Source organism: Paenibacillus sp. sgz302115, from assembly GCF_056120445.1.
Map to the genome: position 1 here is coordinate 211,623 of NZ_JBVYOK010000004.1, position 24,136 is coordinate 235,758.

Annotated in this window: 19 protein-coding genes; 16 read left to right on the top strand and 3 right to left on the bottom strand. The window is 50.6% G+C overall.

Annotated elements, in window-relative coordinates; all coding sequences use genetic code 11:
* Positions 1-200 precede the first annotated feature (200 nt).
* The 3 genes from AC0LWN_RS11385 (at position 201) to holA (ending at position 3,241) form a co-directional block, all read left to right on the top strand.
* Entirely contained in the window at positions 201-749 is a 549-nt protein-coding gene (locus AC0LWN_RS11385) for an RNA polymerase sigma factor (protein WP_458963759.1), read from the top strand.
* Entirely contained in the window at positions 746-1,978 is a 1,233-nt protein-coding gene (locus AC0LWN_RS11390; RefSeq protein ID WP_474665270.1) for an anti-sigma factor family protein, read from the top strand. The genes AC0LWN_RS11385 and AC0LWN_RS11390 overlap by 4 nt, the downstream gene beginning before the upstream one ends.
* 243 nt (positions 1,979-2,221) lie before the next feature.
* Positions 2,222-3,241, top strand: coding sequence for a DNA polymerase III subunit delta (holA, locus tag AC0LWN_RS11395; protein ID WP_474665272.1), 1,020 nt, complete (start codon positions 2,222-2,224; stop codon positions 3,239-3,241).
* Positions 3,242-3,413: 172 nt separating this feature from the next.
* Here the strand turns inward: holA and rpsT are convergent, their stop codons facing one another.
* The gene (rpsT, locus tag AC0LWN_RS11400) at positions 3,414-3,686 is read right to left on the bottom strand and encodes a 30S ribosomal protein S20 (RefSeq protein WP_019909173.1); all 273 of its coding nucleotides are present in this window, start codon (positions 3,684-3,686) and stop codon (positions 3,414-3,416) included.
* Between the two features lie 179 nt (positions 3,687-3,865).
* On the opposite strand from rpsT, the gene gpr reads away from it, so the two are divergent.
* The 6 genes from gpr to AC0LWN_RS11430 all read left to right on the top strand — a co-directional run bounded on the left by gpr (position 3,866) and on the right by AC0LWN_RS11430 (position 11,016).
* Positions 3,866-4,876, top strand: a complete 1,011-nt coding sequence (gene gpr, locus AC0LWN_RS11405; RefSeq protein WP_474665275.1) for a GPR endopeptidase — start codon at positions 3,866-3,868, stop codon at positions 4,874-4,876.
* A 192-nt stretch (positions 4,877-5,068) separates the two neighbouring features.
* Positions 5,069-6,466: a stage II sporulation protein P gene (locus tag AC0LWN_RS11410; RefSeq protein WP_474665277.1), complete on the top strand. Its 1,398-nt coding sequence runs from the start codon at positions 5,069-5,071 to the stop codon at positions 6,464-6,466.
* Positions 6,467-6,505: 39 nt separating this feature from the next.
* The gene (locus tag AC0LWN_RS11415; RefSeq protein WP_474665279.1) at positions 6,506-7,006 is read left to right on the top strand and encodes a hypothetical protein; all 501 of its coding nucleotides are present in this window, start codon (positions 6,506-6,508) and stop codon (positions 7,004-7,006) included.
* A 104-nt stretch (positions 7,007-7,110) separates the two neighbouring features.
* Entirely contained in the window at positions 7,111-8,925 is a 1,815-nt protein-coding gene (gene lepA / locus AC0LWN_RS11420; protein ID WP_474665281.1) for a translation elongation factor 4, read from the top strand.
* A 334-nt stretch (positions 8,926-9,259) separates the two neighbouring features.
* Positions 9,260-10,432: a radical SAM family heme chaperone HemW gene (gene hemW / locus AC0LWN_RS11425; RefSeq protein ID WP_474665283.1), complete on the top strand. Its 1,173-nt coding sequence runs from the start codon at positions 9,260-9,262 to the stop codon at positions 10,430-10,432.
* A 92-nt stretch (positions 10,433-10,524) separates the two neighbouring features.
* A complete protein-coding gene (locus tag AC0LWN_RS11430; RefSeq protein WP_474665502.1) occupies positions 10,525-11,016 on the top strand; it encodes an N-acetyltransferase in 492 nt (163 codons plus the stop codon).
* Between the two features lie 177 nt (positions 11,017-11,193).
* Here AC0LWN_RS11430 and AC0LWN_RS11435 read toward each other — a convergent pair whose 3' ends face one another.
* On the bottom strand, positions 11,194-11,925 hold the full coding sequence (locus AC0LWN_RS11435) for a hypothetical protein (RefSeq protein WP_474665285.1): 732 nt from the start codon (positions 11,923-11,925) through the stop codon (positions 11,194-11,196).
* Positions 11,926-12,073: 148 nt separating this feature from the next.
* Between AC0LWN_RS11435 and AC0LWN_RS11440 the strand changes: the two genes are divergently transcribed.
* The 7 genes from AC0LWN_RS11440 to AC0LWN_RS11470 all read left to right on the top strand — a co-directional run bounded on the left by AC0LWN_RS11440 (position 12,074) and on the right by AC0LWN_RS11470 (position 19,106).
* Positions 12,074-12,673, top strand: coding sequence for a TetR/AcrR family transcriptional regulator (locus AC0LWN_RS11440; RefSeq protein ID WP_474665287.1), 600 nt, complete (start codon positions 12,074-12,076; stop codon positions 12,671-12,673).
* A gap of 107 nt (positions 12,674-12,780) precedes the next feature.
* A complete protein-coding gene (locus AC0LWN_RS11445) occupies positions 12,781-13,599 on the top strand; it encodes an SDR family NAD(P)-dependent oxidoreductase (RefSeq protein ID WP_474665289.1) in 819 nt (272 codons plus the stop codon).
* A 131-nt stretch (positions 13,600-13,730) separates the two neighbouring features.
* A complete protein-coding gene (hrcA, locus tag AC0LWN_RS11450) occupies positions 13,731-14,762 on the top strand; it encodes a heat-inducible transcriptional repressor HrcA (protein WP_474665291.1) in 1,032 nt (343 codons plus the stop codon).
* Positions 14,763-14,810: 48 nt separating this feature from the next.
* Positions 14,811-15,383, top strand: a complete 573-nt coding sequence (gene grpE, locus AC0LWN_RS11455; RefSeq protein ID WP_474665293.1) for a nucleotide exchange factor GrpE — start codon at positions 14,811-14,813, stop codon at positions 15,381-15,383.
* A gap of 106 nt (positions 15,384-15,489) precedes the next feature.
* Positions 15,490-17,328, top strand: coding sequence for a molecular chaperone DnaK (gene dnaK, locus AC0LWN_RS11460; protein WP_458963748.1), 1,839 nt, complete (start codon positions 15,490-15,492; stop codon positions 17,326-17,328).
* Between the two features lie 124 nt (positions 17,329-17,452).
* Entirely contained in the window at positions 17,453-18,574 is a 1,122-nt protein-coding gene (gene dnaJ, locus AC0LWN_RS11465; protein WP_474665296.1) for a molecular chaperone DnaJ, read from the top strand.
* A gap of 202 nt (positions 18,575-18,776) precedes the next feature.
* Positions 18,777-19,106, top strand: coding sequence for a hypothetical protein (locus AC0LWN_RS11470; protein ID WP_474665298.1), 330 nt, complete (start codon positions 18,777-18,779; stop codon positions 19,104-19,106).
* 726 nt (positions 19,107-19,832) lie between these two features.
* Here AC0LWN_RS11470 and AC0LWN_RS11475 read toward each other — a convergent pair.
* Entirely contained in the window at positions 19,833-23,933 is a 4,101-nt protein-coding gene (locus tag AC0LWN_RS11475; RefSeq protein ID WP_474665300.1) for a S8 family serine peptidase, read from the bottom strand.
* Positions 23,934-24,136: the final 203 nt, after the last annotated feature.

Genomic DNA, 24,136 nt, shown 5'->3' on the forward strand with positions numbered 1-24,136 from the left:
TAAGGCTGCAGCCCCACGTCGTGGGGCTTTATTTATTTCATTTTTGTAATAATTTTCTGTAAAAGAGTATTTGAATGATTCGAGCTTCCCTTGTATGCTTAGTAAGGATTATGGAGTGCGTTCCAAAATATTGATTACAGGCTTGCAACAAATTCGCAGTCTTGCACGTCAGTAAGATTGCATAGAGAGGGGGAACCTTCGTGGTGGAGCAGGGACTCATCAGAGCCGCTCAAGCGGGCGATCGCGACGCTCTAATCACCCTATTGCGAGAAATTGAAGGACAGGTGTATAAGACGGCCTTCTACATTTTGCATAATGAACAGGACGCTTTGGATGCTTCACAGGAGGCGCTTATCCGGGTATATACCAAAATCGGTTCCTATGAGGAGAAGGCTCAGTTCAAAACATGGGTACAACGGATCGTGACCAACATTTGCATTGACAAGTTCAGAAAAACGAAACCAACAGTTTCCATGGATGAGCATGAAATGGTATTTCCGGATAAGCAGGATGTGGAGCGGGAAGTGATGTCCGGGTATATGGCGGAGGATATACGGGAGGCGATAGATCAGCTCCCGGAGCATCACCGGACGGTGATCGTGCTGCGGTATTTGCAGGATTTTTCTTACAACGAGATTGCAGACTCACTGAATCTTCCTTTGAATACGGTGAAATCCTACCTGTTCCGGGCAAGACAGCAACTGCAGAATAGACTTCAGGAGTATCAGAAAGGTGGTGTATCGGGATGAAATGCGCGGAGGTGATGGAATGGATGCACCGCTATTTGGATCATGACTTGAGCCAGGACGAGATTATAGAAATGTTCCGTCATATCGACGATTGTCCTTCATGCGCAGATGTCTTTGACCGGCTGACCTTGCTCTCCCAGCAACTGGAGCAGCTGCCGGATGTGAAGCCCCCTTTCAGTTTGGTTGATTCGATCCTGCCGCAGCTTGACAAGCTGGACCAAGGTGTTCAGGAGCAGGGTGTGACAAGTGATGAAGATTCAAAGGTCGTTCCTTTCACACGCAAAAGTACCCATGGCAAAAAATTCAAGGGGAATTCCATAGCAGCAAGGACAGGCATAGGTGCTGTAGCGGCTGCGGTTATACTGCTTATAGCTATTTTCAATATGCCGGACAGCATGCCGGCGGCGGATGTCGATCAGGCACTGAATCAGGCGGCAGATGTAAGTTCAAGCAACCAGTCTATGGAGAAATCCGCAGCATCAGCAGGGGGCGCAATGGATACCGGCCAAGTCAGCAGCGCAGACAAAGCCAACGCGGATAGCACTGCGGCAAGCCTCCCGGAGCAGAGCAGCGCTCCAACAGACGGCAACAATAATACTTCACTTGTTGCGCCTACGAATGCTCCAACCCAGGGTTCTTCGGATACGGCACCCGCCAAAAGCAAGGAACCGCTAAAGGGGAAAGGGAGATCCACTGCCAAACCTGGAAGTGCGGCTACTCCTCCGGCAGCTCAGTATAAGGGAGCTGTAGGCAGCCAAGCTCCAAGTGAAGATAACAGCTCCCAGGATGTCGCAGCGAATATGTCAAACGATGCTTCTACGGGTAATTCAGACAGAGCTAAGGAGCGTGTTTCCAAAGGCGAGGAAGCCGGTACGATGGGCATTTTGCCTTCTCTGATGATGACACAATCGACATGGGCTTCACCGGACGGCCGTTTTGACGCCGAGCTTGCCGGTCAGCAGCTTGTGATCTACACCATTCAGGGGGGAGCTTCGAATGACGGACGGACGGCGCTGACCTCTCTTCCTTTGGAAGGCACGTGGGTTTCCGGTTCATGGTCGGCCGACAGCCGGGAGTTCACTTATGTGACTGAGCAAGGAGGCAATGAGGTTACGAAGGTATACACAGTTCCAGATTCAGCAGCCTCTGCGCAGCCTTCCGCTTCACCAGCCGCTTCGTCTGCAGCAACACCGGCGGTTACCCCGGACGCGGCAACGTCCGCAAAATAATCGCGCGGTGGAACATTTTTAGCGGCAGTGGAATATGCTTATAGTAAGAGAACAGAATGTTTAGGATTTGCGAGAATCATCGGTATGACCGGCGGCTTGGGAAGTTTCTAGAGCTTTTCCTTCCGTCGTTTATATAGATGCGCCTCTGAAACGGAGCAACTTTGGCCATGGCTGCCGGAGTTGCTCTGTTTTTGTATGACTGATACAATGATCCAAGAATGACATGGAAAAGGAAGTGGCGGGATGGATGCCAAAACGGCGGCCAAGGACATCAGACAAGGAAAAGTTTCGCCATTCTATGTGCTGTACGGCAGCGAGAAGTTTCGGATGAATGAATTTGCAGCCTTGCTGGAGGATCAGTTGATTGCCAAAGAGGATCGTGATTTCGCGGTAATCCCTTTCGATCTCTCCGAGACGCCGGTGCAGGCGGTTGTGGAAGAAGCGGAGACTGTGCCGTTCATGGTGGAGCGGAAGCTGCTGCTGGTGCGTGACGCCTCCCTCTTCACTGCGGGAAAAGACAACGCCAAGCTTGAGCATCGCGTAGAGGTCTTAAGTGAATATATGCAGCACCCGGCCAGCTTCAGCGTGATCGTATTTCTGGTCAATAATGACAAGCTGGATGAGCGTAAAAAAATCGTCAAGACGGCAAAAACGGCAGGAACCGTCCTGGCCTTTAACCCGCTGGGAGCGGAGGAGCTGCTGCGCTGGGTAGAAAAAGGGTTCCGTGACCGGGGCTGCGCGGTTGCTCCGGGAACGGCTGAGCTTCTTGTTGCGAATGCCGGGACGGGGCTGCAGGGCTTGTCGGCGGAAATGGACAAGCTGAGTCTCTTCGCCGGCAAAGGCGGTACCGTAGACGCTGCGGCTGTTGAGAGCCTGGTGCACCGGGGGACGGAGCAGAATGTGTTCACGCTGGTGGAGGACATTGCCAACCTGCGCCTCGACAAGGCGCTGAATACGCTGTATGAGCTGTTGAAGCAGCGTGAGGAGCCGATCAAGATTGCCGCGCTGATTGCCAGGCAGTTCCGGATTATTTTGCAGGTAAAGGATTTATCCGCGCAGAGCTACTCACAGGGACAGATTGCCTCGCAGCTTGGGCTTCATCCCTATGCTGTCAAGCTTGCGGGTGAGCAGGCCCACAAGTTCGAAGGCCAGCGGCTGAGACAAATTATGAGCTACCTGGCTGATCTGGACTACCAAATGAAAACAGGAGCCATCGACAAGGTGCTGGGGCTGGAGATGTTCATGCTGCGGCTGGGCGCTTGACCGAAGGGGATGTAAGCAAAGAGCCTGCTTCGCAGCGTCTAAACGCTCGGAGACAGGCTCTTGTTCTGGGCGAGACTAGCAGGCAAGCATATAAAAGAGCACAAAAAAACCTAACCGTATGCAGCATAGCGGTCAGGTTCTTATAGTGCTCATTATGAAAGTAGCCCTTGGCTTAGGCTTGAGCCTTAAGAGCGTTCAATTTCTTCGCCAAGCGGGATTTTTTGCGGGCAGCCGCATTTTTATGAACCAGGCCTTTAGTTACAGCCTTGTCCAGCTTTTTGGAAGCAGCTTTGAAAGCAGCTTGAGCAGTTTCAACTTCAGTACCAGTCAGGGCTACATCAGCAGTTTTCACAGCTGTACGAAGCGCGGATTTCTGGGAAGCGTTCAGTGCACGGCGTTTTTCGGTCGTCTTGACGCGTTTTACCGCGGATTTGATATTTGGCATTGCATTCACCTCCTGAAAGACATTCGAAATCATCAAATGATTCACAACTTAAAATAGTTTAGCATGACGCTCAGCAAAATGCAACACTAAAAGCTTATAATTTAACCTTTTCAGCCTGTATAAACCAAGGCCTTCTCTCGCACACTATCGACAATATGCAAAAGGAGGCTGAACTAATAATGGAACTGGATCTTCAGCTATATTCGGTACGCACGGACTTGGCGCTGGAGGCCAAGGAAATGGCTCAAGGCCCGCAAAAAACGCCGATTCCCGGTGTTAACGAAGAGGTGGAGGAGGCAGATGGCATTAAGGTTACCCGCCTTGCCGTAGCTAACAACGCAGGCTCGCAGGCTATCGGCCGTGCCATAGGAAACTACGTGACCCTGGAGGTTCCAGGGCTGCGCGGGGGCGATACCGGGCTGCAGCAGAAGGTATCCACGGTTTTTGCCCGCGAATTCGAGCAGTTCATGGACAGAATCGGCATTGGACGCAGCTCCTCTGTGCTGATTGTCGGCCTGGGCAACTGGAACGTGACCCCTGACTCGCTGGGTCCGCTTGTTGTGGAGAATGCCCTGATTACACGCCAGTTCTATGAGCTGGTTCCCGATCAGGTCTCTCCCGGCTACCGCAATGTGAGCGCGATTGCCCCCGGCGTACTTGGCTTGACAGGCATTGAATCCAGTGAGGTGGTACAGGGAATCGTTGACCGGACGAAGCCGGACGTTATTATTGCTATTGATGCTCTGGCCTCCCGGTCGCTTGAACGGGTTAATACGACGATTCAAATTGCCGATATCGGCATTCATCCCGGTTCGGGAATCGGCAACAAACGCCGGGGGTTGACCAAGGAAATTCTCGGTATCCCCTGCATTGCTATCGGCGTTCCTACAGTATGTTATGCTTCAACGATTGTGAACAATGTGCTGGAGATGATGAGCAAGCATTTTGGACAGGTTGGAGCAGGTGCGGCTCATACCAAAGAAATTATGGGCATGCTGGACGATATCTCTGAGCAGGAGCGGCTGTCTCTGGTAAAAGAGGTGCTGGAGCCGCTAGGGCATGATCTGATCGTAACTCCGAAGGAAATTGATGAGTTCATTGAGGAAATCGCCAATATCGTTGCGGGCGGACTGAATGCCGCGCTGCATGATGCCGTAGATCCCGGCAATGTCGGGGCCTATACCCACTGACCGTAAATTCAGCCATATCAGGCCTGCTCAGACTGCCGGAAGGCAGCCCCTGGGCGGGCTATTTTCGTGTGATCAGAAGGGTCCCGATATGTGTGTTGCTGTGTTCTCTCATTTTCGGTTCTAGTATTTCTCTCTCACTCATAGATTTGGAGTATAAGAGATTACAGAGGGCTGGAGGAGGACATAACAATAATGAATAGAAAATGGTTTCAGCTATGGAATATCGGCCGGTTACGCAGCAAGCTGCTGGATATTCTGTCGCTGGGGAGAACGATGTTGCTGCTGGCCGGAGGTTCACTTGTGTTTTTTATGCTGCTTGGAGCCGGTGGGGTGGCCGGGCAGAAGCTGAATTCTTCACCCGTTCCGTCGATGAAAGGTTTGGCTGCATCGCTCTCCAGCGGGTTTTTCATGGAGCTGCTGGGCATGGAGGTTCCGCATTTGCCGCAAGGACAAGCCCCTTCCGCATTTTCGGGCAAAAATGTAACCTCCTTCGTTTTCCGCATGCTGACCAGCGTCGATCCGGGAGACCCGAAAAGCCTGCTCTCCCGCGAGATGCCGGGTCTGGCAGCGGATGATCCTTTTCTGCTCCGGGCAGGCTCTGGTGGTGCTTCGGGCGCTCCTGCCGACTACCATCCGGGAACAGACGAAGTGGCGGCAAACGGAGCGGGCGGCAAGAATGCAGCAGGAACAGACGTAACGGAGCCTGCGCATACCGATGGAGCGGACGAGCCCGGCGGTGAAACAAGCACACCGCAGCCGGAAGCTACAGCAGCACCGGATGCGGCAGGAACAGGAGAGGCGGGCAATAACAGCGACTCAGAGAAAACCTCTGAACCCGGCGGCAGCCAGGATACCTCGATCAAGCGGATATTAATCTACCATTCCCATCCCCGCGAGGCTTATAATCCGCTGCTTGGAACAGAGAGCGACAACCCAAGCTCTGCCGTTCCATCCAAAAATGTAATGATGGTAGGCTCGTATATTGCCAAAAGACTGGAGCAGCGCGGGATTGGGACCGTCCATTCCCAGGAGGATTACGCAACAAAGGTGCCGGATTACAATTGGAATTTTTCCTATAAATATTCACGAATTACGGTCAAAGCAGCTTTAAGCGCCAATCAGGAAATGAGTGAAATGATTGACATTCACCGCGATTCGCAGCGGCATGGCAAAACTACCGCCGTAATTGACGGAAAAAGCTACGCCCAGGTGTATTTTATCCTCGGCCATGCGAATAAGGATTGGAAGAAGAATGAGGCATTTGCCAATAAAATTCATCAGCTGCTGGAGAAGAGCTATCCTGGGATATCCCGCGGGATCTGGGGCAAGTCATCCGGTAACGGCAACAACGGTGAATACAATCAGACTCTTTCGCCTAACAGTGTATTAATTGAAGTAGGCGGGATCGACAATTCAGCGGAGGAGCTAAAGCGGACGGCGGATATTCTGGCTGATGCCATCGCCGATGTGTACTGGAACAGTCATGACGCTGAAAAAGCGGCTGCGCCTGACTCTGGCTTGGACACTACGAAGCAGGATGAGAACATGCAAGGCAAGACGGGAAAAGCCGCTGCTGGCGGCGCTTCCTAGGATCAAGCCTACTTGGGCACGTATGAAGGAGTGAAAGTAATGTCGCGGATCGGAAAAAAATTGGTTATGGTAGGAATCTGGACGGGCATTGGAATACTCATAGGCATGCAGTTTGGCGGCAGCGTCGGAAGCAAGGTTTCCCGGGTGCTGCCGGGCTGGAACGGGGCAAATGGGACAGTGCAAACTGCTCCAGCCGCTCCATCCTCCAAGGCGTCAGGACTCCAAAATAATCCGGCGGCGGGTACGGTCCAAGGCGGTCAGGCCTATGTCTACCTTCCAGTAACCGTGGACCCGGTAACCGGCGCTTACACGGTTGCTCCGGTACAGACGCAAAGTCCTGACGGATCCCCCTCCTCCGGCAATCTGCCGCAGCAGGAAGTGAAGGATTACAGCACAAAAAGCCCTGAGCAGCTTCTAATTCCTGAGGAACAGAAGCCTACGGTAGACAAACTTGCCGACAAAACGGCGGGTCTCTTGCAGCAGGCCTCCCAGAAAAGCATCCGCTGGGTGGTATCATTGTTCGACTCTGCTGGGGAGTAAGCTTTCGCCCCTTCTTTGCCCTCCCCCAGGCGACGGGATTGATGGCTGCAGCCCGTACTGCTATAATAAGAGGATTAACATTAGGCTTTCTGTGGGGGTAAGGAATGACTGACGTTCAGAAAAGACAACAACAAATCCGCAATTTCTCGATTATTGCACATATAGACCATGGCAAATCGACACTGGCTGACCGCATCCTGGAATATACAGGGGCACTCACCTCGCGTGAAATGCAGGAGCAGGTGCTCGACCAAATGGATCTGGAGCGCGAACGCGGCATTACCATTAAGCTGCAGGCTGTCCGCCTCACTTATCGTGCCGATGACGGGCAGGAATATTTGCTGAACCTGATTGATACACCGGGGCACGTCGATTTCACTTATGAGGTTTCCCGCAGCCTTGCGGCCTGTGAAGGCGCTCTGCTGGTAGTGGATGCGGCCCAGGGTATCGAAGCGCAGACATTGGCTAACGTATACCTGGCGCTGGACAACAATCTGGAGATTCTCCCTGTAATCAACAAAATTGATTTGCCGAGCGCTGACCCTGAACGGGTGAAGCAGGAGATCGAGGACGTAATCGGGCTGGATGCCAGCGAAGCAGTGCTGGCCTCCGCCAAAGCCGGCATCGGCATCAAGGAGATTTTGGAGCAGGTGGTTAAGCAGGTTCCAGCGCCAGCAGGCACTGCTGATGCCCCGCTGAAGGCGCTGATTTTTGACTCCCACTATGATCCGTACAAAGGCGTTATCGTCTATGTCCGTGTTATTGATGGAAAGATCCGCGCAGGCTCGAAGATTAAGATGATGGCTACGGACAAGGTGTTTGAGGTAATTGAAGTTGGCGCATTTATGCCGCGTATGAGCATTGTGGAAGAGCTCAATATCGGGGATGTCGGCTTCATCGTTGCCGGTATCAAGCATGTCGGCGACACTCGCGTCGGTGACACCGTAACGGATGCCAAGAATCCTACGCCGGAGCCGCTGCCTGGTTACCGGAAGATTAACCCAATGGTATACTGCGGTCTCTATCCGATTGAAACCTCGGATTATAATGATTTGCGCGAAGCGCTGGAGAAGCTTCAGCTCAACGATGCTTCGCTCAGCTTTGAGCCGGAAAGCTCAAGTGCACTCGGCTTCGGCTTCCGCTGCGGCTTCCTGGGGCTTTTGCACATGGAAATTATCCAGGAGCGGATTGAGCGTGAGTTCAATCTGCCGCTGATCACCACGGCACCAAGCGTTATTTACCGCATTAAGCTGACCAATGGCGAAACGATCCAGATCGACAACCCGTCGCATTATCCGGAGGTCGGCACTATTGATTATGTGGAGGAGCCTTACGTCAAAGCGGGGATCATTGTTCCCAACGATTACGTGGGTACCGTTATGGAGCTGTGCCAGAACAAACGCGGTGAATTCGTCAATATGGAGTATCTGGATTCCAACCGGGTGACGATCACCTACCAGATCCCGCTGTCAGAAATCGTATACGATTTCTTTGACCAGTTGAAATCCGGCACCAAGGGATATGCGTCCTTTGACTATGAAGTATCGGGCTACCGCCAATCCAACCTCGTCAAGATGGACATCCTACTTAACGGGGAGCAGGTCGATGCCCTGTCGTTCATCGTCCACCGCGACCGCGCCTACAACCGCGGCCGCATCATCTGTGAGAAGCTGCGCGGCATCATTCCGCGCCAGATGTTCGAGGTGCCAATTCAGGCATCCGTCGGCACGAAGATTGTGGCCCGCGAGACCGTTAAGGCGATGCGCAAGAACGTACTCGCCAAATGCTACGGCGGCGATATTTCGCGTAAGCGGAAGCTGCTCGAGAAGCAGAAGGAAGGCAAGAAGCGCATGAAGCAGGTCGGCAGCGTTGAGGTGCCGCAGGAAGCGTTCATGGCGGTGCTCAAGATTGATGAGTAGCTGCAAATGAATCGCCGCCCTATGCGAGCTGGATTTGTAAGCGGCATGTTATGCAGGGGAAGCCAGACGGCTTCCCTTTTCTGGCTAAATACTTGTACAAAAATATATAAGCTGAGACATAAAAATAAATAAAAGGGCCGAAGTAACGGAGGGGAAGTTTGGAACTGTAGGAGCGGTAGCGTCCGCCTTTGTCTGCGGATTTCCACCGCGAACAGCGGTACAAATCAAGAAATCTGCAGACAACAGCGGCCGGAAGTCCAAACATTCCCCGCAGTTACGACCAGACCCGATATGAAATCTATAGATCAGCTTATTTTTAACAAAGGAGACAGCTATGACAAACGTTAATAATGGCCGTCCCCCGGAGGCCGTATACATTCATATCCCGTTTTGTACGAATAAGTGTTTTTATTGCGACTTTAATTCCTATGTGCTGAAGGACCAGCCGGTCATGGATTACCTGCATGCGCTGGACCGGGAGATGGAGCTGACGGTGAAGCAAACGCCGCCCGGCGTGATCAAGACGATTTTTGTGGGCGGGGGAACACCGACGGTGCTGAAACCGGATGAAATGGCTTATTTTCTGAAATCCGTGCGCACACATTTCCCGCAATGGGATGAGAATATAGAGTTCTCTATGGAGGCTAATCCCGGTACCACTGACAAAGACAAACTGATAGTAATGAAGGAAGGTGGCGTCAACCGGGTCAGCTTTGGCGTCCAGGCTTTTCAAAATGAGCTGCTCAGCGGCATTGGCCGGATTCATAATGTGGATGATGTCTACCGCAGCCTGGAAAATGCACGCAGTGTCGGCCTGAATAATCTGTCGGTCGATCTGATGTTCGGCCTGCCGAATCAGACGGTAGATATGCTGAGAGAAAGCATTCGCAAGGCACTGGAGCTGAATCTGCCGCACTATTCCATCTACAGCCTCAAGGTGGAGGAGAATACGCTTTTCCACACATTATTCAATAAGAACAAGCTTCCGCTTCCGAGTGAAGAGGACGAACTGGAGATGTACCTGCTGCTGATGTCAACAATGGAGGCTGCGGGCTACGGTCAATATGAGATCAGCAATTTTGCCAAACCGGGGATGGAGAGCCGGCACAATATTACGTACTGGCGCAATGAGGACTATTATGGTCTCGGCGCAGGAGCGCATGGATATGTGAAGCGGCAGCGGCATATGAATATCAAGGGCGTCAATCCTTATATTGAAGCTTCGCGCAGCGGACTGCCGCGTCTGGACACCTTCATGATCTCCGAGCAGGAGGCGATGGAGGATTTCATGATGGTTGGCCTGCGCATGCGCGAAGGCGTGTCTGACCGGGCATTCCAGGCGCAGTTTGGAAAAGCGATAGCGGATGTTTTTGCGCAGCCACTCAACAAAATGCTGTCTGCCGGACTGCTGGAGCCAAGCGGAGACAGCTACCGTCTGAGCAAACAGGGCATCCTGTTCGGGAACGATGTATTCGGTGAATTTGTCGGTGCTTTGACAGAGGTTTAATTTTAAAATACCCCTTGAATTGTAATTCACCCTGTTGTATATTTATTCATATTAACAACGAGGGGTGAGTCAAAGTGCTTGTCAAAACGGAAATGTTCCGCCAGCCGGCTCCTGCGGGAGACCATAATGTGATATGCAGGAATGCTACAGTGGAGGATGTTGAGCCGCTGTATTTAATGATAGAGGAGTACGCCCAGCGCGGAATTATGCTGCCCCGTTCCAGGCAAGCGCTGACCCGCCAGATCGACCAGTTCGTTGTTGCCGAATTGGACGGCAAATTCATCGGCTGCGGATCGCTGTTCAGACTGGGCGCTGATCTCGTAGAGGTCCGTTCCATCGGCCTGCGCGATGAGGGCAAGGGCAAAGGCGTTGGCTCGATGATTCTGGAGAAGCTGACAGAAGAGGCCAGACGTCAGAAGATCCCCAAGATTATGGCCCTGACCTATGCGGTGGATTTCTTCCTTAGAAACGGGTTCACCGTTGTTGAGAAGGAAATTTTCCCGGAGAAGGTATGGACGGATTGCATGAACTGCAAGAAGCAGCATGCCTGCGATGAAATCGCCGTGCTTAAGAAGCTGGATTAATCGCAGCGGATGATATAAAATACACAAACCACTTTTCTGCAGGGCGGAAGCCATTTGCGGAAAAGTGGTTTTTTAATAACCTCTGATAACTATAGAAGTGAATAATGCTAAAAATGGGCCGGCAGTCATCGTATGTGCAGTTTAGGGAGAGGAGAATGTATTTCTTTACTATTACTTTTACTTTCCGTAAATCAGCCTCCGCTGCTCTTCCACGAGTTTGGCCAGTTCAGGCGTAGCGTAAGCTGAAGGGGTAAATACAGCAAACATGGTGTTGTAGACTATGGTTCGTTTGGTGCCGTCCATCAGAACTATTTCCAGCCAGTAGTGCCCTCCAACCAATCCTTTGTTTTCTTTATAAAGCTGATTGAATGGAACATATTTAAGCTTAGGATACTCCCGAATGAACACGTCAGCCGCTTCCGGTGAGAAATCCTTCAGAGGGCTGCCATCCATGCCGCTGACAAAACGGACGGTTTTGATTTTGCCTTCGATATCAAGCAGATCGTTAATGGTTTGGGCATTGGGATTATCGCTAGCCACATACAGCCTGTCCCCTGCTATTAGCCGGGCCGAGGTTTTATAGCCCTTTACTTCGTAGAGCTTCGTACCCGCTTCCAGCAAGGTAGCATCTCCATCCTGCATGGGGTCCCGGGGGCAAGTATGATCGGCTTTGCGGTAGCGGATTTCGCCGACTTTTTTGCCTTTTTCCGTCTTGCCGAGGTTTTTTTCATTATAATCCGTATACATGATGCCGTTCCATTGAAAGGCAGAAATATAATCTACCTCACCGTAATAACACTTATATGGACCCATCTTCTTCGGCATCCCGCCCGGTATGGAGCCTGACAGCATAAGCACTGCTATTATCACAGCGGACAAGGAAACAGACCATAATCGAAGTGACTTCATTTCACACCTCCTTAACTATCAGACGAAGAATAAGACGATTGGTTGCTCTATTTTATCCGAAATTATGGATTTGTCTTGAATAAAATGTAATGCTGCTGTATTCTGTCAATTAGTACGTTCGTTCAATTCTATTGAGGATGGTTGAGCTATGAATAAAAGGCATTATGACAGTGACGCGACCCGTTCAATCATTACAGACAAGGCAACACGCCTCTTTGCACAGAAGGGTTTTGCTGGAACCTCAATTGCTGATATTTCCAGAGAGTCCGGCTGCAGCAAGGGGCATATCTATTATCATTTTGAGAATAAAGAAAAGCTCTTTGTCTATCTTGCGCAGGAGACGATGCGTTCCTGGAAAGAACGTTGGGACGAGGTTGCTGTCAACTATGCCACGGCTGAAGAGAAAATGTACGCCATAGCCCGTTTCGTGCAGAACAATTATAAAACTCCGCTGCTTCAGGCTGGTCAGGAAGTGGGCAGCAACCCGGATACTTCACCGGAGACGGTAGCACAACTGAGGGGGCTCGCTTCAACCCCCATGAAGGCGTATTATGAAATTTTCAAGCTGGGGATGGAGACTAGGGAGTTCAACCTTAGAGTAGAGGAACTGGAGTCTACGGGTTTTTTGTTCGGAACCTTGCTTGGCGGGTTGTGCCAATATCTGTTCACGATGGAGCCGGAAGCCTTAGAGGGGCTATTTCAACGGAGTGTGACTGTTTTTGTAAACGGGATTCGCAGTAAGGGGTAACGGGCACTAAATGCCTCCTGCTCGATTAGATTAGAACGATCGTACTATTTTGTTCCAAAGTTGTTATGAGGTTGACCGCATACATATTATTTAGGGGGAGATGAAGGATGGGACAGGCTAAGCAGGTAGGTATCGTTACCGGGGGAGCTTCAGGGATAGGCAAGGCACTGTGCAAAGAACTTCTGCAAAGAGGGGTGTATGTTGTCATTGCTGATCTCAATGCGGAAGAAGGAGTCAAAGCAGTGGCTGAGCTTGAGAGGTTAGGCGGGGAGTGCCGCTTCGCTCAGTTAGATGTTACAGAGGGGTTGGCTGTGGAGGCGCTGGTTAGCAGTGTCTACCGGGAATTTGGGCGTTTGGATTACCTGTTCAACAATGCGGGAATTGCCATGTACGGTGAGATTTGTGACATGACGGAGCAGAATTGGAAGAGGATTATGGATGTGAATGTATGGGGAGTAATCTACGGAGTACAGGCAGCGTACCCTATAATGAAAGAGCAGGGATTTGGTTGTATTGCGAACACCGCGTCTGCGGCGGGTCTGGGGCCGGCTCCGGGAAGCGGTGCTTATTCTGCGTCCAAACATGCAGTGGTAGGGCTGACGGCCTCCTTACATTATGAAGCTGAAGCCTACGGAGTCAGGGTAAGCTGCTTATGCCCCGCATTTGTCGATACTCCGATCTTTGATAGCGGCGAGGCCATTCATATGGATAAGAAGAAGGTGCTTGCTCAGGTGAAAAAGCAGAAGCTGATGACTCCCGAACGGTTTGCCGCTCTCGCCTTTAAAGGATTGGAGAAAAACGAGGCGCTGGTGAACCCGATGCCGCTGCGCCGGACGATGGACATTGTGTTTACGCTTTTCCCCTTTCTACACCGCAAGCTTATGCGGCTGGTTTGCCGTACGGCACGGGAAGCCCGGCTGGGCTGAATTTGAGGCCATCAAGATACTGAACTGACTTGACAATGTCAAGGTCAGTTTGGTATTTTTGTATTAGTGGTTAGCACTCATCTAACCAGAGTGCTAACGAATCGGAGCCGCAGCCGACTGGAGGGAATTATATGTTAACCGAACGCCAGAGAATGATACTTAACGCCATCGTAGATGATTACATTACTTCCGCTGAGCCGGTTGGCTCGCGCAGCATTTCCAAACGCGGTGATGTAGGCTACAGTCCTGCCACAATCCGCAACGAAATGGCCGATTTGGAGGAGTTAGGCTATCTGGAGCAGCCGCACACATCGGCAGGCAGAATTCCTTCGCATAAGGGCTACCGCTATTATGTGGATCATCTGGTACCGTGGAATTCCGCTGAATCGGCAGAGCTGGGCACGATCCGGACTTTTTTTGCCGAGAAGCTTAATCAGACGGAGCAGGTTATCCAGCATGCGGCGATGATCCTTTCCAATATGACGAATTATACTTCCATCCTTTTGGGGCCGGAGGTTTTTCATACTTCATTGCGCCATTTTCAGCTGCTTCCGCTGGATGACAATACCGCTGTGGCGATTATTGTTACAAGCACCGGCCAGGTAGAGAACAAGACAGTGACTATTCCACCGGAAATATCTTTGTCCGAGATGGAGAAGGTCGTTAATTTGCTGAACAGCAAGCTGGTAAATGTACCGCTCTACAAGCTGAAGAGCCAGCTCTATTCCGAGCTTGGAGAAGAGATGCAGCGTCATATCTCCCACTATGAAGAATTAATGAAGGTGCTGGACACGGCGCTGGAAAGCGATCATGAGCAGCGCATTTATCTCAGCGGAGCGACCAATATGCTGACCCAGCCGGAGTTCAAGGACGTCGATAAGGTCAAGAATATTCTCGATTTGCTGGAGGAAACGCCCACCCTGCTCAAAATGCTGGACCCCGTATCCGGAGGACCCGGCATGCAGGTGCGCATCGGCACAGAGAACAAGCATGAGGCTTTTGCCAACTGCAGTCTGATTACCGCCACATATTCGCTGGACGGGAAGGCGCTTGGAAGCATTGGCATCCTGGGACCGACCCGGATGGAATACGCGCGGGTAATGGGTATACTAGGCATACTATCCCGAGATTTGACAGCAATGCTGGCTCACTGGTATAAGTGAACAGAGTGTAATTGATTTCGTGACTGATTATAAGGAGGTGAAGACAACTTGAAAGAGGAAGAAATTCAGGATCAGGCAATAAATGAGAACCAGACGGCTGACGAGGCTGAAGCAGCGGCAGACACCGTGACAGCTAATGCGGAAGAAACCTTCGAGGAGGCTTCGGACACCGGTGAGGCGGCCAAACGCCTGCAGGAGCTTACTGAAGAGTACCAGGCGCGTGCGCTGCGCGTACAGGCTGATTTTGACAACTTCCGCCGCCGTACCCAGAAGGAGAAGGAAGAGCTGGCGCAATACGCTACCTCCAAGCTTGTAGCAGAACTGCTTCCGGTGCTCGACAACTTCGAACGCGCAATTGTCACAGCTCCGGCCGGTCCGGAGTTCGAGGCTTTTAACAAAGGCGTGAATATGATTTTCCATCAGCTTGAAGGAGTACTAAAGTCTGAAGGACTTGCGGCGATGGAATCGGTAGGACAGCCCTTTAACCCTGAATATCATCAGGCCATCATGCAGGTGGAGAGCGAGGAGCACGAGGAAGGCATCGTGACGGAAGAGGTCCAGAAGGGCTATCTCCTGAAGGATAAGGTTCTTCGTCCCGCTATGGTCAAAGTCAGCATGTAGTCCTGTCTATATAAGCTGGGGATACTTAATGATTTTCACAAGTATTATCAATCAATAAATTCAAGAGGGGCCAAGGCTCCATAATATTTTGAGGAGGCACATTACTGTGAGTAAAGTTATCGGTATTGACTTAGGAACTACCAACTCTTGCGTTGCCGTTATGGAAGGCGGCGAAGCTGTCGTTATCCCGAATCCGGAAGGCGCGCGCACAACCCCATCGGTTGTAGGCTTCAAGAAGGACGGCGAACGTATCGTCGGCGAAACTGCCAAACGCCAGGCGATTACGAACCCTGACCGCACAATTGCTTCTATTAAACGCCACATGGGCACAAACCACAAAGAAAGCATCGACGGCAAGGATTACTCTGCACAAGAGATTTCGGCCATGATTCTGCAAAAGCTGAAATCCGACGCCGAGGCTTACCTGGGCCAGCCGGTAACACAGGCCGTTATTACGGTTCCTGCATATTTCAATGACAGCCAGCGTCAAGCTACAAAGGATGCGGGCAAAATCGCCGGTCTCGAGGTTCTGCGTATCGTCAACGAACCAACAGCAGCGGCCCTCGCTTACGGTCTGGAGAAAGCCGAAGACCAAACGATCCTCGTCTATGACCTTGGTGGCGGTACCTTCGACGTATCCATCCTTGAGCTGGGCGACGGCTTCTTCGAAGTAAAAGCAACAAGCGGTGACAACCGTCTCGGCGGCGACGACTTTGACCAAGTGGTTATGGATTTCCTCGTAGCTGAATTCAAAAAAGAACAGGGCATCGACCTGAGCAAAGATAAAGCAGCGGTACAACGTCTGAAGGATGCTGCGGAAAAAGCGAAAAAAGAACTGTCCGGCGTACTGACAACTACCGTATCCCTTCCGTTCATCACGGTTGTTGACGGCGTGCCTCAGCACTTGGAAGTCAACCTGACCCGTGCTAAATTCGACGAGCTGACTGCAGGCCTGGTTGAACGTACACTGGGACCTACACGCCAGGCGCTGAGCGATGCAGGCATGACTCCGGCTGATCTGAACAGAATCGTGCTCGTGGGTGGTTCCACACGTATTCCTGCTGTACAGGATGCCATCAAGAAGCTTACCGGCAAAGAGCCGCACAAAGGCGTTAACCCGGATGAAGTGGTAGCCCTCGGTGCAGCCGTTCAAGCGGGTGTATTGACTGGTGACGTTAAAGACGTGGTATTGCTCGACGTAACTCCGCTGTCCCTGGGTATTGAAACTGCAGGCGGCGTATTCACGAAGATGATCGAACGCAACACCACGATTCCTACAAGCAAATCGCAGGTGTTCTCGACCTTTGCCGATAACCAGCCAAGCGTAGAAATCCACGTCCTGCAGGGTGAGCGCCAGATGGCGAACGGCAACAAAACGCTGGGACGCTTTATGCTGAACGAGATTCCACCGGCACCACGCGGCGTACCGCAAATCGAAGTTACCTTCGATATTGACGCCAACGGTATCGTTAATGTATCTGCAACCGATAAGGGCACGAACAAGAGCCAGAAGATCACCATTACTTCCTCCAGCGGCCTGAGCGATGCAGAAGTAGAACAAATGATGAAGGATGCCGAGCTGCACGCAGAGGAAGACCGCAAGCGTAAGGAATTGGTAGAAGCAAAGAACTCCGCTGACCAACTCGTGTATTCCACCGATAAAGTCATCAAAGACCTTGGCGACAAAGCGGATGCTGCTGAAGTAGACAAAGCCAATGCTGCCAAGGATAAGCTGAAAGCCGCATTGGAAACTGACAACCTGGAAGAAATCAACGCGGCTACAGAAGCGCTGACTGAGATCGTACAGCAGTTGTCCGTGAAGCTGTATGAGCAGGCTGCACAGGCAGAGCAAGGCGCAGAAGGCGGCCAGGGAGCTCCAGAAGGTGCGAAGAAAGACAATGTGGTAGACGCCGACTATGAGGTTGTTGACGACGAGAAGAAATAAGGGTAACTTTAAACGATAAGTTATTTTGTTCGAAGGGAAGGTCAAGACCGGGGCATCCCGTGTTTTGGCTTTCCTTTTAACATGTTACAGGGATAATGAGTATTGATGTACGGAGGTGAAAGCAGTGGCAGATAAACGCGATTATTATGAGGTTCTGGGCCTCGGAAGAGATGCTTCAGACGATGAAGTAAAGAAGGCGTACCGCAAGCTGGCACGCCAGTATCATCCGGACGTCAACAAGGCGAGTGACGCAGAGGCTAAATTCAAGGAAGTGAAGGAAGCCTACGATGTGCTCAGCGACGCTCAGCAGCGCGCGCGTTATGACCAGTATGGACATATTGATCCTAACCAGGGAATGGGCGGCGGCTTTGGCAGCGGTGGAGATTTCGGAGGACTTGGCGACATCTTCGATATGTTCTTCGGCGGCGGCGGACGTCGTGATCCGAACGCACCGCAGCGCGGCGGCGATTTACAGTACACAATGACCATTGAATTCAAGGAAGCGGTATTCGGCAAAGAAACCGACATTACCATTCCACGTACGGAAACCTGCGATACCTGCTTTGGCTCCGGTGCCAAACCCGGTACCAAACCGGAGACCTGCTCCGTGTGCCACGGCAGCGGCCAACAGGAATTTGTGCAGAATACACCGCTTGGACAAATGCGTAACCGCCGTCCTTGCTCACACTGCTCTGGTACAGGCAAGATTATTAAGGAAAAATGTACGACTTGCGCCGGACAGGGGAAAGTCAAGAAGCAGCGCAAGATTCATGTGCGCATTCCCGCCGGGGTCGATGACGGTGCTCAGCTGCGCATGACCGGCGAAGGCGAAGGCGGCACACGCGGCGGCCCTGCAGGTGATCTGTACATTGTTATTCGCGTGAAGTCGCATGACTTCTTCGTGCGCGAGAACGATGATATTATGTGTGAGGTTCCCTTAACCTTTGCCCAGGCAGCGCTTGGCGACGAGATTGAGATTCCTACCCTGACGGAAAAAGTGAAGCTCAAAATCCCGGCAGGCACACAGACAGGCACCTTCTTCCGGCTTAAAGGCAAAGGTGTTCCGCATCTGCGCGGCTCCGGTACAGGCGACCAGCATGTACGGGTCATCGTCGTTACCCCAAGCAAGCTCAGTGAAGAACAGAAAGACCTGCTCCGCCAGTTCGCCTCCTACAACGGGGAAAATACGCATGAGCAGGAGCAATCCTTCTTTGACCGTGTGAAACGCGCGTTCCGCGGGGAATAAGTGTTGCTGGCCCAGCTTCATTAGCAATTCTGATTATAAATACGCCAAGCCCCCAATCGCTTATCTGGTGATTGGGGGCTTTTTTGCTGCGCACAGAAATGGCCGCTGCCTGTGATGGGGCAGAGTACCTTGTGGATTGAAGGAACAATTGATGTCAGTATCAATCAATGGACAAACGAATCGCGCTGCTGGAGCGAACGGAATGGAATTCGAAAAAAGTAATGGACAGCAAGCCAATTATGTCCGTGGTGACCGGGTACTGGTGAAGAAGGAGAAAAAGGACAACAAGTCCTTGAAGGACTACTATTACCTATACAACGGTCATGGTGATGTTACGCAAATTGTGGATACTAGTGGAAAAGTCGTAAATAGTTATTCGTATGATGAATGGGAAAATATTACCAACCAGACTGAGGAAATTTCGAATCCATTCAAGTATACTGGAGAGATATACGATGAAGAGTTGGTGGATGATAATGAGGGGAGAAGACGAAATGCAATGGATAATTCTAATCGGCAACGAAGATTTTAATCTCAACTTAATTCGAAATCTACAACATAATGGCGAGAACATTTCTACTAGTCTTAGTGAGAATAGATTTGTCGTAGATTACGGTAACGATCATGTTTTTTATGACAGTGTGGAAGATATAATTAATGATTATGAGGAAGATGATAAAAGACGAATTCCGTTTCCAAATCCCCAATTCATTATGATGACGTATACGAGTGAAAAATTGATGAGACAGATATTGTCTCAGGTAAATTTTCCTCGGGGCATCTATATCGACGATGATAATGGAAATATCTTGCCACTAGATGAATTCATAATATCTTAAGGCATTAAACTCGACTTGACCTTGATTGGCTTCGTGCCTTTCAAGGCTCATATCGCTGTCGCAGAGCTGTTTGAAACAGCCCCAATTTTACCTTCATCAGCCCCGCATGAAATTTTTCTAAATAACCGTACGTACAACCTGCCTCCCGAATGCCCTTCTCACAGGTTATTCAGTTGAAATGTCCCGCTAGGTTCACGCCGAGTTTAGGATTGTGGCTTTAGCACTCAATCTACTGAAGGTGGCGGGTATCCGCCTCGCTACCTTCCAACAAAAGCAAACAAACAAAAAACGTTGGACGAGAAACATTACAGTTTTTCGTCCAACGTTTTTATTTTAGGGACTTTTTGGACAGCCCCTTGTTGCTGTCAACCGCTTAAGGCGGCTCAGGTCAGCACCGGAGTGCCTTAAGGGTAGAGGGACTATTCAATCAAGCCAATCTTGCTCAGCAATTCGTAAAGAGCGGCAGCAGCCGTTTCGCGAGTTGCTGGGGCAGTCGGATTGAAAGCAGTTCCTGCATCACTGCCGATGATGCCAGCTTTAGACAGGGATTGCAGACTGTCCTTTGCATAAGGTGCTACTTTGGCATTGTCGGTGTAAGTAGTGAACGAAGGATTAGCGGCCTTCAATTCTACTCCTGTCAATTTCAGTGCTCTGTCCAGAATAACAGCCAGCTCTTGACGGGTTACTTTCTGGGTTGGAGCAAATTTGCCGTTGCCAATGCCCAGAATCAGGCCGGCTTTAGAAGCAGCTGCAACATCTTTAGCGTACCAGTCTGATGATTTTACATCAGTGAAGGTAACGCTGGCATCAGTACGAAGACCAAGTGCGCGAGTTAAAAGTGCAGTGAACTCAGCGCGTGTCAGGTTGTTAAGTGGTGAGAAAGTCGTTGCCGAAGTGCCTTGGATAATCAGCTTGTCGGCCAGAGTCTTAATGGCAGCGGCCGATTTCGAAGCAGCGATATCTGTGAAGGCAGCCGATGGTTTGCTTACTGCGGCGTATACCGAGAAGCCTGGACGACTTACAGTAACGAGAGTCGTTCCATCCGCCTGAGGCGTGAATACGGAAGCAACTGGTGTTACCAGTCCGTTCTCTTCAAAGAGCACACCTGCGGTTTTCGGTTGGATCGCACCCGGTACCGTGAAGGATCTCTTGATGAAGGTATTGTTTGGAACATTCAAATATGTGCTGCCTGTTGCAGTTGTCCAAGAAGCCTCGAAGGAAACCGGAGTTCCGATTACCGTTGAACCAGCTACGCTTGAAGTTAGCTTGCTGGCGGTATCAGGGGATTGCTTGATATCGAGCTTCAAGCCTTGTCCTGCCGGGGAACCAGAGAACAGAGATACCGGTAAGGATACAGCGGAACCGCTAATGCTTACAATTACAGAGCTACCAGCAGGGAGACCCGTCAGCAGCTTCACTTGATCTGCAGTCAGGCTCAGTTGGGCAGCCTTATCAGTTGTAGAGGCTACAGAGATCACAACAGCAGTCTTGGAGGTCGCGGCATTTGCCAGCGCTGCCTTCAGATCATTGTCGGTTACTGTTACAGTAGTTACACCATCCTTAGATGCAACTGCTGGGGTTACAGTTACTTGCTTGGCACCTTCCTCTACCAGAGCTTTGGCTGTGTTTGGGATAACAGGTGTTGCTGGTGTTGCAACGCCACCGCCGCCGCCTGTTGACGGGCTTGAAGCTGTTACGAAGCGGAAAGAGGTATAGGTGCTGTAGTACTTGTCATTGTTATAATCAATCTTAATCGGTCCTTTGGTGTTGTCTTCTGCAGTGATGGCGAGAATCTCGAGCTTGTAAACGCCATCCGTAATATTTGCTACTGCAGGTTTACCGTTGGCGTCAACGATAGGATCACCGTTGCTGTCATAAGGCTGGTAGGTCGCTCCTATTACCGTGCTATAGTTGCCTGGGGCAAAGAATTTATCCGGTTTACCTGTAGTGGATACCTGGAATGAGCCTTTCTTGGCATCATCCAGACCAATCAGATTCACTTCATAGTAGTTAATATCGTCAGCTTTCAGTTTGTAAGAAAGGGTAGCAGTCGAATTGGAGTATAAGATCGGTGAGCTGATCACTGCTTCCTGTACGCCTGTGCCCCAATCAGGCTGTTCAGCCTTATCATTTACATGGACAGTAAATGGCAGATGCAGCGTCGGTTGTCCTTTGGCTGTCAGAACCACTTTCCCTTGGTAATCCAGTTTCGGATCGGCATCAGCTGAAACAGCAACATTCAACTTAAATCCAGTTGTGCCATATGCGGATGCTGTTACAGTGGTTTTGTCCAATGTAGCAGATACTTTATCCGCTTGACCATAATTCCATTCAACAGAAGCGGTGTACGCAACTTCACTGTTGCTGACGTTCTTCAACTGCAGGGTTTTACTATCCGTGGAGCCTGGCACCATCACTCCAAAACTTGTTGAAGGATTGTAGTTGGTGATACTTTGAGATGCATAGTTCTTGTCCAGAATGGAGATAGGTTCTACAGCTTCGAGCAGTGCCGGAGTCAAGATCGCATTTTCAACATTGGCCCGTCCAGGACCCTGAAGATACAGATCTTCTGGATTTCCTTTGTAGAAGATAGGATCTGCAGTGTTCGCTAGAGCGGCACGAATGTCAATTGGCGTATATTCCGGATGCGCCTGCTTAATCAGCAGCGACAAGCCTGCGACATGCGGAGTAGCCATACTTGTACCGCTGATTCGGTTGTAAGCTTTGGAATAATCTCCGCCATATGCTGGCCATGTGGATAGCACTCCGTCACCAGGAGCTACAATGTCTGGTTTGATGCCCAGCTTGCCATCGACATTTGGCCCCAAGGAGGAGAAGGTGCTCATAGTATCCCCTGTTGTCATTTCATGGTTATATTCTGAACCAAAAGTGAAATAAGTAGGGTTGTCTCCATTGGCAATAATAGCTCTGGCTAACTTACGGCCTTTTGAGCCTTCAATGTCGAACGTAGGAATACTCTCATATCCATTGCCAAGATTCACACCGATAAAGCCGGAACGATCTGTGTAGCTCTCGTCAAGAATAGCTTCACTCTTACCATCCACCTTCTTAGCATTGCCGTTGAAAATTACGATTGCTTTGGCATGATGCGCCTTTGCATTCGCAATTTTGTCTGTAAAGGCCAAATCGCCGCGGGATACCAGAACGATGGAACCGCTGATGTCCCCTTTCGGGTAATCTTCGTTAGCTCCAAGGTTTGCATAAACGACTCGAGTAGGTTCTGTGCCGATAATGGTGGCGAAATCCGTTTTTGCCAACTCGTATGCCATCATGTGGAATGGATAATAGGCATCATAAGTAACCGAAGTTACAGAGTTTGCTATTTCTGCCTTGAAACTTCCAGAGTAAGCGTCAATAGGGCTGGTTACGGAACCTACAGAGATCGCCAGCTGAGATGTAGCCGGGGAACCGAGTGAAAAATATCCAGCCTCTCCATTATTGCCGTTGGCGATAACTGCTACTACGCCAGACAAGACGGCATTATTGATAGCAATCGAATCCGGGGAGTTCACATCTTTTTCGGAATCTGAACCCAGGGAGAGGTTGATAACATCCATGCCATCTTTTACTGCACGTTCAATACCGTCAATAACTTGAGCGGATGAACCGGAGGATGTGCTTGGTTTCTCGAGATTGCGTCCCAGTACCTTGTACACATACAGGTCTGCGCCTGGGGCCACACCTTTTTGTGCAACTTCACCTTTAGCGGCATATTGTCCAATGATGGTGCCGGCTACATGAGTGCCGTGATAAGTTCCGCCATAGCCTACGCCATACGGATCTTCTGCAGGGGTCAGCGGAACTTCTTCATAAGGATCTTTATCATTATAAAATGAGTCATAGCCGCCTTTGTAAGCCGCAGCGATATCCGGGTGCTTATAGTCTACACCGGTATCAATTACGCCGACCTTCAGACCAGCCCCGGTAATTCCGTGATCCGCAGCCCAATTGGCGTGAATCTGTTCAAGTGGAGCATTGTCGTTTCTGTAAGTGGCTTCAGTTACTGTCTGATCAGGAAGAGCGTACCAGGTGCTGTTCGGATAAATGGAAGTAACGCCGGAAATCTTGGCCAGCTCCGGAATCTTATTCGCCGGAATAGTGACTTCAAAGCCATTCAAAATGGTGTCATACTTGTAGTTGACGGTCAGATCGATACCTTTGGCTTCAGCCTGGTCCAGCACATCGGCCTGCTGGCTCTTAACCGCAGCTTCAGTAGCTGTTTTGGCTAGAGCTGAGATCCCCTGCTTAGCGGCGTATTTGCCGATAGCTGCAGGCTGGCCGCTTAATTGAACAATGACCCGGACTTTACTTGAGGATTTGGTGTTGAGCTGTGGAGAAATAATGGTTTGATTTGATTGAATCAAAGATGCTAGATGATTGCTTGATGATGACGTCTGCAAGCTGCCGGCGGCGAATGCCGCACCCGGAATCATACCGGCTGTCACACCTAGTGACAAGGCGAGTACGGACAGCTTACGAGGTAGTTTTGTCCACTCCAAATGTAATCCCCTCCAAGTTATGTTGTTAGTTCTGGCTCACATCTCTCCTGCTGCAGACAGTAGCGCGGATTCTCCTTTTCAATTCATCCAGTTTATTTCCGTCTGAAATAGTAGGAAAAATATTAAGAAGATTTTACCACCGGTAAAATGTAAAATCTACATTAAATTTCTGAAGCTTCAAGATTAATTTTCTGTTTGATGAT